The organism is Modestobacter italicus (genome assembly GCF_019799965.1).
In the GTDB taxonomy this organism is placed as follows: Bacteria; Actinomycetota; Actinomycetes; order Mycobacteriales; family Geodermatophilaceae; genus Modestobacter; species Modestobacter italicus_A.
This window is the reverse complement of the sequence record NZ_JABGCJ010000002.1, coordinates 146,913-158,687: the sequence shown is the minus strand read 5'-3', so window position 1 is coordinate 158,687 and position 11,775 is coordinate 146,913. Positions and strand designations below refer to the sequence as shown.

10 protein-coding genes are annotated in these 11,775 nt (G+C 75.9%); 5 read left to right on the top strand and 5 right to left on the bottom strand.

The window, feature by feature from the left end:
• Window positions 1-37: 37 nt before the first annotated feature.
• The 4 genes from HLA93_RS04810 to HLA93_RS04795 form a co-directional block, all read right to left on the bottom strand.
• Window positions 38-319: a hypothetical protein gene (locus HLA93_RS04810; RefSeq protein WP_222193160.1), complete on the bottom strand. Its 282-nt coding sequence runs from the start codon at window positions 317-319 to the stop codon at window positions 38-40.
• Window positions 320-365: 46 nt separating this feature from the next.
• Window positions 366-968 (bottom strand): class F sortase, encoded by a 603-nt coding sequence (locus tag HLA93_RS04805; protein WP_308127948.1) that lies wholly within the window; start codon window positions 966-968, stop codon window positions 366-368.
• 11 nt (window positions 969-979) lie between these two features.
• The gene (locus tag HLA93_RS04800; RefSeq protein WP_222193158.1) at window positions 980-1,987 is read right to left on the bottom strand and encodes an ice-binding family protein; all 1,008 of its coding nucleotides are present in this window, start codon (window positions 1,985-1,987) and stop codon (window positions 980-982) included.
• A 194-nt stretch (window positions 1,988-2,181) separates the two neighbouring features.
• A complete protein-coding gene (locus HLA93_RS04795) occupies window positions 2,182-3,228 on the bottom strand; it encodes an FAD-dependent oxidoreductase (protein WP_222193157.1) in 1,047 nt (348 codons plus the stop codon).
• Window positions 3,229-3,349: 121 nt separating this feature from the next.
• On the opposite strand from HLA93_RS04795, the gene HLA93_RS04790 reads away from it, so the two are divergent.
• Window positions 3,350-4,306: an ATP-binding protein gene (locus HLA93_RS04790; protein WP_222193156.1), complete on the top strand. Its 957-nt coding sequence runs from the start codon at window positions 3,350-3,352 to the stop codon at window positions 4,304-4,306.
• Between the two features lie 43 nt (window positions 4,307-4,349).
• Here HLA93_RS04790 and idi read toward each other — a convergent pair whose 3' ends face one another.
• Window positions 4,350-4,904, bottom strand: coding sequence for an isopentenyl-diphosphate Delta-isomerase (idi, locus tag HLA93_RS04785; protein ID WP_308127947.1), 555 nt, complete (start codon window positions 4,902-4,904; stop codon window positions 4,350-4,352).
• A 158-nt stretch (window positions 4,905-5,062) separates the two neighbouring features.
• Between idi and HLA93_RS04780 the strand changes: the two genes are divergently transcribed.
• From HLA93_RS04780 to HLA93_RS04765, 4 genes are read left to right on the top strand one after another with little or no spacing between them, the layout of a single operon-like run.
• The gene (locus HLA93_RS04780; protein WP_222193154.1) at window positions 5,063-7,633 is read left to right on the top strand and encodes an EAL domain-containing protein; all 2,571 of its coding nucleotides are present in this window, start codon (window positions 5,063-5,065) and stop codon (window positions 7,631-7,633) included.
• Window positions 7,634-7,669: 36 nt separating this feature from the next.
• Window positions 7,670-8,503, top strand: a complete 834-nt coding sequence (locus HLA93_RS04775) for an alpha/beta fold hydrolase (RefSeq protein WP_222193153.1) — start codon at window positions 7,670-7,672, stop codon at window positions 8,501-8,503.
• 34 nt (window positions 8,504-8,537) lie between these two features.
• Window positions 8,538-9,899 (top strand): MFS transporter, encoded by a 1,362-nt coding sequence (locus tag HLA93_RS04770; protein WP_308127946.1) that lies wholly within the window; start codon window positions 8,538-8,540, stop codon window positions 9,897-9,899.
• A gap of 48 nt (window positions 9,900-9,947) precedes the next feature.
• Complete coding sequence (locus HLA93_RS04765; protein WP_222193152.1) at window positions 9,948-11,771, top strand: SpoIIE family protein phosphatase; 1,824 nt, start codon at window positions 9,948-9,950, stop codon at window positions 11,769-11,771.
• Window positions 11,772-11,775: the final 4 nt, after the last annotated feature.

Sequence of the window (11,775 nt, the reverse complement as noted above, 5' to 3'; positions counted from 1 at the left end):
ATGTCGGCGAACATGGCCGCCCGAGGCCCGGGTGGGGTCAGCGGTCGGTGAACTCCGCGTCCAGCCCGTCGGCGTTGCCGCCGGCGGCGTGCTCGGCCGGCAGCGGGGCGTCGTCGGCGGCGGCCGCGGCGACCGCAGGGCCGTCCTCGACGGCCGGCTCCGCGGTGCCGTCACCGGGCTTGCGCAACTGCTTCAGCAGCCGCCGCTCGTCCTTGGCCAGCGGACGGCTGTCGGGGTGGCCGGGCTCGCCCTCGTCGTTGCCGGTGGCCATGCCGGTGTCGGGCAGGCTCGGGTCGGGGGTCTCGGGCTGCGCGCTCATGACCCTCTCCTACCTGGTCCGGGCGCCGGGCAACCGTCGAGCGCCGTCAGGCGGGTGTGATGAGCTCCGCGAAGACGACGGTGTTGTCGCGGTAACTGCCGGCCAGCTGGTCGAAGTCCCCGCCGCAGGTGATCACGCGCAGCCCGGCGTGGTCCAGGTCGCCGTACACGGCGGCGGTCGGGAAGGCGTCCTTGTCGTACTGCCCGACCTCCCGGACGGCGAAGACGGCGGTGCTGCCGTCCGCGCGGAGCACGCTGATCTCGTCGCCGGGCGCCACGTCGCGCAGGTCGGCGAACACCCCCGGCGCCCCACCCCAGTCGACGTGGCCGGCCAGCACGGCCGGGCCCCGCTCGCCGGGTGTCGGTGCGCCGGTGAACCAGCCGGCCGGGAAGCCGCCGGCGGGCACCTCCATCGTGCCGTCGGCCTGCAGGCCGAGGTCCATCAGCTCGGAGTCCACCCCGATCGCCGGGATCTGCACCCGGACCGGCGCGGACGCCGGCAGCACGACCGGCAGCTCGGGGGCGGGAGCAGCACTGCTCGGCGCCGCGCTGACCGCCGGTGCCGCCGGGGCACCGGCGCAGCCCGTCACCCCGAGGGCGAGCAGCGCGCCCAGCGCCGCCAGCCGCAGCCGGACCCGCCCCGGGGACACGACCGCAGGTGTCACTGGGTGGGCGACCGGTGCTCCTGGGCGGCGCTGCCGTCCCCCGTGTCGACCGAGCCGACCGGCACCCGGTCGACCTGGCCGTAGGTGGTCGGGCGGTCGGTTGCCCCGGTGCCGTCCTGGCCGTCGTCGTCGGAGCCGCTCCCGTCGCCGGCGGACGAGGTGACCGGGGCCGACGACGGCGCGGAGGGGCTGGGCGTCGGCACCGGGCTCGGCACGGGCGTCACGGTGGGCGTGGGCGTGGGCGTCGGCGTGACGGGCGTCGAGCACCCGGGCCGGGTGATGACGTTGCTGTCCAGCGAGACCTGCCCGTCGCGGGCGAGCACCCGGCCCTCGACCGTCGCGGCGGTGGTGAGGGTGATGCTGGTCATCGCGAGGATCGTGCCGCGGAAGTCCGAGGCCGTGCCCAGCGTGGCCGAGCTGCCCACCTGCCAGTAGACGTTGCACGCCTGCGCACCGTTCAGCAGCACGACGCTGCTGCCCGACCCAGTCGTCAGCGTCGAGCCGGCCTGGAAGACGAACACCGCGTCCGGATCGCCGGCGGCGTCCAGTGTCAGCTGGCCGCTCAGCCCCAGCGACGAGGCGGAGTTGTAGACGCCGGCGGTCAACGAGAGCCCGGCGAGGTCGGCGGCCACCGCGGTGGGCGGCCCCTGACCGGCGGCGTCGTCGTAGGCGGTCACCAGGTCGGACTTGGCGCCCTGGGTGACGGCGTCGCCGGCGTGGTCGGTGCCGTTGAGCACGATGCTGGCGTCGCCGGTGACGGTGGTCGTGGGGAAGGTGCCGATGTCCCCGGTGATGGTGGTCGGGCCGGTGTTGGTGATGCCCGCGCCGGCGAGGACGGCGAAGTCGCCGGCGGTGCCCAGCGGGACGGCGGTGGAGGCAGCCTGGGCCGTGCCGGTCAGAGAGGCCACGAGGGCGGCGGAGGCGAGCACCGCCAGGCCGGTCGTGGCGGCACCCGTTCGGCGGCGCCGGGGCTTCGGGGACGGGCGGGTCGGGACCGACGTCATGTCGGCGCTCCTGTCTCCGGCGCTGCGAGCGCCGGGCTGGCGGTGCGCTGAAGACGTCACCGGCATGGATGCCGGCGCTCGAGGTGCCCTCGTCCCCGACACTACGCACTGCGTAGTCGTCGAGTCGCTCGCTGTAGTCCGAATGGGTGACGTGCCGGCTGCCCGGATCGGGAAACACGTGTTCAGGCGGCAGGTCAGGCCGCGAGGTCGCCCCGCAGCGTCCGGAGCAGTTCGCGCGCCGCGCTCGGGCCGGCCCGGCTGGCGCCGATCGTGCTGGCCGAGGGCCCGTAGCCCACCAGGTGCAGGCGCGGCTCGGCGACGACCCGGGTGCCGTCCATCGTGATGCCGCCGCCCGGCGCCCGCAGCCGCAGCGGCGCCAGGTGCTCGAGGGCCGGGCGGAAGCCGGTGGCCCACAGGACGACGTCGGCGCGCACGTGCCGGTGGTCGGCGTCCCAGGCCACCCCGTCGGCGTCCAGCCGGTCGAACACCGGCATCCGGTCGAGCACCCCGCGGGCCCGGGCGGCGAGCACCGCCTCGGTCTCCACCAGCCCGGTGACGCCGACGACGCTGCCCGGCGGCAGGCCGGCGCGCACCCGCTGGTCGACCAGTGCGACGGCGGCCCGGCCGGCGTCCTCGTCGAACCCGTCGGTGCGCCAGACCGGCTCCCGCCGGGTCACCCAGGTCGTGCTGGTGACCTCGCTGATCTCGATGAGCTGCTGTACCGCCGACGTGCCCCCACCGACGACCACCACGTGCCGGCCGCGGAACTCCTCGGCGCCGCGGTAGTCGGCGGCGTGCAGCTGGCGGCCGCGGAACAGCTCCCGGCCGGGGTAGGCCGGCCAGAACGGCCTGGTCCAGGTGCCGGTGGCGTTGACCAGCCCGCGCGCCGTCCACTCACCCGCGCTGGTCGCCAGCACGAACCCGTCGTCGGTGCGGTGCACCGCACGGACGGCGACCGGGCGGCGCACCGGCAGGTCGAAGCGCCGCTCGTGGTCGGCGAAGTAGGCGGCGACGACCTCGCTGGCCGGGGCGGCGGGGTCGGCGTCGGGCAGCGGCAGACCGGGCAGTGGGGCGATCCGGTGCGCACGGTCCAGGCGCAGCGAGGGCCAGCGGTGCTGCCACGCCCCGCCGGGGCCGTCCTCGGCGTCCAGCACCACGAAGTCCGCGCCGGCCCGGCGCAGGCCGTAGGCGGCCGCGAGACCGGCCTGACCGGCCCCGATCACCACGACGTCGTTGTGCACACGGTCGGCAACAGCGCCACCGGCTCACTCGTTCCGGGTGTGACCTCGGCGGCGCATGTGTCCCGATCACGCTTCGCGGGCAGAGCCAGTCAGTCGGAGCAGACGACGGGGAGGTGGTCCTGTGGCGCAGCGCGAGGAGCACCAGGGGTACCGGCACGTGGGCCACGTGCTGGAGCAGGGCGAGGACGTCGCCACGATCGTGGGTCCGGTCCTGCGCCGTGCGGTTGCCGCGGGCGAGCCGGTGGTGATCGCCTGCCCCGAGCCGGTGGCGGCTGCGCTGGTCGCAGCGATCGACGACGCCGGCGACGTCCACCTGGCGCCGACCGAGCAGCTGACCGACCGTCCGCCGGCCGCGCTGGCCGCGATCGCCCGCCTGGTCGACGAACGGGTGCCCGGCACCGGGCGGCGGCTGCACCTGGTCACCGGCCCGGGCGGCCCGGACACCGACCCTGCCGCCTGGGTGCAGATCGAGGCGCTGCTCAACCACGTGCTGGCCGAGCGGCCGGTCGACCACCTCTGCCTGCTGGCGCCGCCGACCGCAGCCGGCCCCGACGCCCAGGCCGTCGCCCGGGCCACCCACCCGTGGCTGCTGACCGGCGAGGGCACGGTGCGCAACCCGGACTACCGGCCGCCGGCGGAGCTGCTCCGGGAGGTGCAGCAGGCGGGCATCCCCGACCCGCTGGAGGAGACCGAGCCGACGCTGGCCATGGTCGACCTGGACGACATGAGGGCGCTGCGCCGGGCGCTGAACCGGGTGCTGGCCGAGAGCGCCCTGTCCCCCGACGCCGCCCAGGACTTCGTGCTGGCGATCGACGAGGTCACCGCCAACGCCACCGAGCACGGCATCCCGCCGGTCGACGTCAAGCTCTGGTGCACCCCGGAGCGGCTGCTCTGCGCGGTGACCGACCGCGGCACGGCCTTCGAGGACCCGCTGGCCGGCTACGGGCCGGCGCACGGCGACATGGCGGTCGGCGGGATGGGCCTGTGGCTGGCCCGCCGGTCGGTCGACAGCCTGACCGCGGCCCCGGCGGACGAGTCCGGCGACGGGTGCACGGTGCGGCTGGTCGTCAACGCCTGACGGAGGACCTGCTCCCGCACCGGAGGCCGTCGTGGGCAGTCCGTCAGGCGGTGGCGAGGCCCTCCAGCAGGCCGGCGGCCTCGATCAGCCGGGCCTGCTCCCGGCACCAGGGTGACCAGGCGTCGTACTGGGTGGTCTCCTGCCGGGCCCGGAACGCGGCCCAGTCCAGCAGCTCCCACTCCCCCACCTCGGTGGGGTCCGGCGCGGGGGAACCGGCGAAGCGGCCCAGGTAGACCGGGCACACCTCGTTCTCCACGACGCCGCGGAACTCCGCCCGGTAGCGGTAGGAGGGCAGGGCCGGGCACAGCCGGTCGACGGTCAGCCCCAGCTCGTAGTCCGCCCGGCGGGCGATCGCCGCGTCGTCGGCCTCACCCGGTCCGGGGTGCCCGCAGACGGTGTTGGTCCACATCCCCGGGAACGTCGCCTTCGAGTCCGCGCGCCGGGTGACCAGCAGCCGCCCGGAGTCGTCGAAGAGGTAGGCGGAGAAGGCGCGGTGCAGCGGTGTCTCGCCGTGGTGGACCAGCGGCTTGGGCATGCTGCCGATCGCCGTCCCGTCCTCGTCGACCAGGACGATCAGCTCTGCTGCCGGGGACGCCACCACTCCTCCATCGTCCCCGACGCCGCCACCCGGTGCACCAAACACCCCCACACCAAGATCGACTCGGATGGGTGAGGGGCTGTCGTCACGGAGTGCAACCGCCCACACACTGGCCGCGTCACCACGGACGGGGACCACGAGAGGCAGGCACAGCGAGGATGACCAGCACCGGGACGACGCTCGACGCTGCCCTGCCCGGCGGCGTGCTGCAGGTCGCGCTCACCGCAGAGCTGGCCCTGACCCAGACCGAGGCGACCCTCGGGTCGCTCGCGCTGCCGGCCCACCGGGTGCCGGCCAGCACCACGATGGCGGCCCTGGACGCCATGTTCCGGCGCGACGCCACGCTGCGCTGGGTCGTCGTCGACGCGCCCGGCGCCCCCTTGCTGGTCAGCCGGACGTGGTTCGAGGTGACCATGACCGGCCGGCTCGGCTACGGCCGGCTGCTGCACCAGCGGCGCCGGGTCGCCGAGGGCGCGCCGCCACCAGCCCTGGAGTTCCCGGTCGACTGCCCGGTGGCCCGGGTGGCCGCCGCGGTCATCCACCGCCGCGCGGCCGGTGACCACCTGCTCGACGGGGTGCTGGTCTGCTGGCCCGACGGCCGGCTGGGGGTCGCCCCGGTCACCGCGGTCTTCGAGCAGCTCGCCCAGCAGTACGCCTACCAGGCGCTGCACGACCCGCTCACCGGGCTGCCCAACCGGCTGTTCCTGCTGGAGCGGCTGCGCCAGGCCCACGCGGCCGGCACCTCGGGAGTGCTGTTCTTCATCGACCTGGACCGGTTCAAGGACGTCAACGACCACCTCGGCCACGGCGCCGGGGACGAGGTGCTGGTCGAGTTCTCCGCCCGCCTGCGCACCGTCGCCCGCACCGACGACCTCGTCGTCCGGCTCAGCGGCGACGAGTTCGCGGTGCTCACCGAGGCCCCGCTGACCACCGCGCAGAGCACCGCGCTGGCCGAGCGGATCGTGCTGACCGCCGCCGCCCCCTTCGTGCTCACCGCGCGCGGGACCGTCGAGATCGGCGAGCAGCTGGTCAGCCTCGGCGCCAGCGTGGGCGTCGCCGCCGGAGCCGACTCCCCCGACGCGCTGCTGCACCAGGCCGACCTGGCGATGTACCGGGCCAAGTCCCTGGGCCGGGGCCGGGTGGCCCACTTCGGCACCGAGCTGCTGGAGGACGCCGAGGACACCACCGCCGTCCGGGCGCGGCACGAGATGGAGCGGCGACTGCGCCAGGCCATCGAGACCCGCTCCCTCGCACTGCACTACCAGCCCGTCGTCTCCCTGCCCTCCGCCCGGGTGACCGGGGTCGAGGCGCTGGCGCGCTGGGAGGACGAGGAGCTGGGCCGGGTGCCCCCCGACCAGTTCATCCCGCTGGCCGAGCGGACCGGCCTGATCGTCGACCTGGGCCGCTGGGTGCTGCGCACCGCCTGCGAGGAGGCGGCCGGCTGGCCGACCGGCCCCTCCGGCCTGCCGCCGACCGTCGCGGTCAACGTCTCGCCGGTGCAGCTGGCCCAGCGGGGGTTCATCGACGACGTCACCCAGGCGCTCACCGACAGCGGCCTGGCCCCCGACCGGCTGTGCCTGGAGATCACCGAGACCGCGGCGATCACCGACCTCGCCGCCACCGCGGCCCGGCTGCAGCAGGTGCGCGACCTGGGCGTCCGGCTGGCGCTGGACGACTTCGGCACCGGGCACTCGGCGCTCAGCCTGCTGCGGGCACTGCCGGTGCACCTGGTCAAGGTCGACCGTTCGTTCATCGAACGGGTCACCAGCGACACCGCCGACGCGGTCCTCGCCCGGCTGGTCATCGAGGCCGCGCACAGCCTGGGGCGGCAGGTCTGTGCCGAGGGCGTGGAGACCACCGAGCAGGCCCAGCAGCTGGTCGCGATGGGCTGTGACTCCGCGCAGGGCTGGCTGTTCGGCCGGCCGGAACCCGCCTCCGCCCGGCTCACCGCCCTGCTCACCTCCCGGTCGCTGGCCGAGCCGCTGGCCGAGGGCGCCGTCCTGCCGCTCGGTGGCAACGACGAGCTGGTGCTCGTCACCACCCCCGAGCGGGTCATCACCTACGCCTCGGCCGGCAGCGGCCCCATCCTCGGGTGGCTGCCGCAGGAGCTGGTCGGGACGTCGGTGTCCCAGCTGCTGCACCCCGACGACGTGGCCCGGCTCGCCGTCGACCCGGAGTTCGCCGCCCGCCACGCCGAGGGCAGGGGCGTGCACCGGGCGGTGCACCGCGACGGCACGGTGCGCTGGCTGCAGAGCGAGACCCGCCGGCTGGTCGGTGACGACGGCGCCGTGCGGGAGGTGCTGTCGGTGTCCAAGGACGTCACCGCCACCGTCGCGGCCCGCCGGGCCCTGGCCGACAGTGAGCTGATGTTCCGGCACGCCTTCGACGACGCCCCGATCGGCATGCTGCTGGCCCGCCCGGACGGCTCGCTGCTGCGCGCCAACCGGGCCCTGGCCACCCTGCTGGGCACCCCCAGCGAGCAGCTGCGCGACCAGCGGGTGCAGGACCTGACGCCGCTGCGCGACCGGCCCGGGCAGACCTCCGCCGTCACCGAGCTGTTCACCCGGGCCACGGGGCGCACGCAGCTGTCCACCAGCTTCCGGCACGCCGACGGCTCGGAGGTGCCGGTGAGCGTGCGGGTCTCGGTGGTCCGGGACGCCGACGGGCAGCCCACGTCGGTCTTCGCCCACGTGGTCCCCGAACCCGCACCGGCGGTCGTGCCCGTCTGAGCGTGGGAGCGGGGCCGAGCGGGCAGAGACCTCGGCATGGACACCTTCCGCCGGGGCGACCTGGTCTTCGACGTCCGTGACTCCGGCCCGGCCGACGGCGAGCCGGTCGTCCTGCTGCACGGCTTCCCGCAGGACTCCGGGGCCTTCGACCGGCTGGCGCCGGTACTGCACTCGGCCGGGCTGCGCACTCTCGCCCCCGACCAGCGCGGCTACTCCCCCGGTGCGCGGCCCCCGGGCCGGTCGGCCTACGTGCTGCGCGAGGTGGTCGACGACGTGCTGGCCCTGCTGGAGACCGCCGGGCTGTCCAGCGCGCACGTGGTCGGGCACGACTGGGGCGGTGTCGCCGCCTGGGCGCTGGCCGCCTGGCACCCGTGGCGGGTCCGCACGCTGACCGCCCTGTCGGTGCCGCACCCGGCCGCGATGACGCAGGCGGTGCTGCACAGCGACCAGGGCCTGCGGTCGGGCTACATCGGCTTCTTCCAGCTGCCCGCGGTCCCCGAGGGCCTGCTGCTGGCCCGGCAGGGCGCGGTGCTGCGCCGGATGCTCCGCTCCGGCGGGCTCCCCGACGACCTGGTCGACCGCTACGTCGAGCGGATGCGGGAGCCGGGCGCGCTGACCGCGGCGCTGAACTGGTACCGGGCGCTGCCGCTGCCCGGCGCCCCGGTGGGCACGGTCCGGGTGCCGACGCTGCACGTGTGGGGCGCCCGCGACGCCTTCCTCGGCCGGGCGGCCACCGAGGCGACCCGGGAGTTCGTCGCCGCGCCGTACGCGCTGGAGGTGCTGGAGGACGTCGACCACTGGCTCCCGGAGCTGGCCGCCGAACGCGTCGGCGAGCTGGTCACCGCACGCGTCCGTACCCTGCGCGGATGACTGATCGGGCACACCCGGCGGGCGGCGGCGTGCGGTGACCACCGAACAGCTGCCGGGCGACCCGCCCGTCCTCACCCGTGCCGCCCGGCTCGACCGGCTGCCCTTCACCCGGGAGCACCGCCGTCTGGTCGTCGGGTCCGGCGTCGGCTGGGCGCTGGACGCGATGGACGTCGGTCTCATCTCCTTCGTCATGGCCGCACTGGCCGTGCAGTGGTCGCTGAGCCCCACCGAGCTGTCCTGGATCGGGTCGATCGGCTTCGTCGGCATGGCGCTGGGGGCGACGCTCGGCGGCCTGCTGGCCGACCGGATCGGCCGCCGGCAGGTCTTCGCCGTCACGCTGCTGGTCTTCGGGCTGGCCACCGGGGCGGCGGCACTGGCCTGGTCGGTGACGGCCCTGCTGGTCTTCCGCTTCCTGATCGGCCTCGGCCTGGGCGCGGAGCTGCCGGTGGCCTCGACGCTGGTCAGCGAGTTCGCCCCGGCCGCACTGCGCGGCCGGCTGGTGGTCGCCCTGGAGGCGTTCTGGGCCGTCGGCTGGCTGCTGGCGGCGCTGATCGGCTACCTGGTGGTGCCCCGCGGGGACGCCGGCTGGCGCTGGGCCTTCGCGCTCGGCGCGCTGCCGGCGCTGTACGCGGTGGTCGTCCGCCGGGGGCTGCCCGAGTCGGTGCGGTTCCTGGAGGCCCGCGGCCGGGTGCCGGAGGCCGAGGCCGCCGTCCGTCGCTTCGAGGCCTCCGCCGGAGTCGCCCCGGTGCCCTCCCCCACCGCGGAGCCGGTGCCGGCCCCGGGGCCGGGCGCGCTGTGGGCGGCGGGCACCCGGCGGCGCACCGCCGCGCTGTGGGGCGTGTGGTTCAGCATCAACTTCGCCTACTACGGCGCCTTCATCTGGCTGCCCACCCTGCTGGTGGCCAACGGCTTCTCGCTGGTGCGGTCCTTCGGCTTCACCCTGCTGATCACCCTGGCGCAGCTGCCCGGGTACGCCGCGGCCGCGCTGCTGATCGAGCGGTGGGGGCGGCGGCTGACCCTGGCGGTGTTCCTCCTCGGCTCGGCGGCCGGTGCCGCGCTGTTCGCCGGCGCGGGCGGGGAAGCCGCGGTGCTGGTCACCGGCATGGTGCTGTCGTTCTTCAACCTCGGTGCCTGGGGGGCGCTGTACGCGGTGACCCCGGAGGTCTACCCCACGCCGCTGCGGGCCACCGGCGCCGGCGCGGCCGCGGGCTTCGGCCGGATCGCCTCCATCGCCGCACCGCTGTGTGTCCCCCCGCTGCTCGACGCCGGTGGCACCGGCCTGGTGTTCGGCACCTTCGCCGCCTTCTTCGTGCTCGGCGCGGTGGCCACCACCGGCCTGCCGGAGCTGCGCGGCCGGGTGCTGGAGGAGACGACGGCGGTGCACGGACCGACCTGACCCACGGGCCGGCCGGGTCACCCCCCGGCGACGTCGGTGGTGTTGGGCATGCTCGTCACGGCGGCCCGGCCCGGGCCGCACCCCTTCCGAGCAGGAGGCGTCATCGACGACCCCCAGTCCCACTCCCCGGCCGACGGCACCGCCGCCGACCGGTCGGCGCCGGCCTGGTTCCGTGCCCTCGACGACACCGCCCTGGCGCTGCTGGCCATCTGCCGCACCGACGGCACCCTGCTCGACGCGAACCGTCAGGCGTTCGAGGCCTGCGGCCTGTCCGCGGCCGAGGAGATCGGCCGGCCGTTCTGGGCGACCGGGTGGTGGGCCGGCAGCACGGCCGTGGCCGAGCAGGTCCGCGCGTGGTGCGCGCAGGTCGCCGCCGGCGGCGAGCCGGTGCGCGCACGGACGTCGTACTTCACCGCCGACGGCACCGAGCGCCGGCTGGACCTCACCCTGCAGCTGGTGCACGACCAGGCCACCGGGGTCAGCTACCTGCTGCCCAACGGCACCGACGTCACCGACCAGCAGGTCGCCGACCGGGCCTCGGCCCAGGCGACCGCCGCTCGGGCCGAGGCCGATGCGCTGCGCCGGGTGGACGCCGCCCGGTCGGTCGACCTCGCCGACCTGCGCGCGGTCCAGGCGCAGCTGTCCCGGGCGCTGGAGCTGTCGGAGAAGGTGCTGGCCAACACCGCCGACGGCATCTACGGCCTGGACACCCACGGCCGGGTCGAGTTCGTCAACCCGGCCGCGGAGCGGATCACCGGCCGCAGCCGGGCGGAGCAGCTGGGCGGCGAGCAGCACACCCTGATCCACGGCCGCCGGCTCGACGGGACGCCGTACCCGGTGGAGGAGTGTCCGATCTGGCAGGCACTGCGCACCGGCGACCGCGTGGTCGCCGACGACGAGGTGTTCTGGCGCCGTGACGGCACGCCGGTGCCGGTCGAGCTGGTCGCCGTCCCCACCGTCGAGGACGGCGCGGTGACCGGGGTGGTCGTCTCCTTCCGGGACCTCACCGACCGGCGGGCCGCCGCCGAGCAGGCCGCCGAGCTGCGCCGCCTGGAGCTGCAGGCGGCCACCGAGCGGGCGCTGTCCGACCGGCTGCAGCAGGCGCTGCTGACCCCGCCCCCGGAGCCGGACCACCTGCACGTCGTGGTGCGCTACCAGCCCGCGACGCACGGCGCCCAGGTCGGCGGCGACTGGTACGACGCCTTCCTCCAGCCCGACGGGGCGACGGTCCTGGTGATCGGTGACGTGGTCGGGCACGACAGCCGGGCGGCCGCGGCGATGGGCCAGTGGCGCGGGCTGGTGCGGGCGCTGGCCTACGACCACGCCGGGAGCCTGCCCGCCGTCCTGCAGCGGGCCGAGCTGACCGCGGAGGGTCTGGCGGTGAGCACGATGGCCACCGTGCTGCTGGCCCGGATCGAGGCACGCCCCGACCTGCCCGGCCCGGCGAGCCGGCTGCTGCGCTGGGTCAGCGCCGGCCACCTGCCGCCGCTGCTGCTGGCCCCCGACGGCACGAGCACCCTGCTGGAGACCCGCCCGGACCTGATGCTGGGCGTGGCACCCGACGTCGTCCGGGCCGACCACGAGGCGCCGCTGCCCGATCACACCACCCTGCTGCTGTTCACCGACGGGCTGGTCGAGCGCAGCGGCTCGGACCTGGACGCGGGGCTCGCCGCGCTCCAGTCGGCCCTGGCCGACCTGGGCGGCACGCCGCTGGACGAGCTCTGCGACACCCTGCTGGCCCGCCTGGTGCCGGAGAACGCCGCCGACGACGTCGCCCTGGTCGCGGTGCGGATGCACCCGGAGGACCGACCGCGGCCCGCCGAGGCCGGCCCGCGCAGGTTGCCACCACCCCAGCGGCCCGGGGACGGGTGACGAC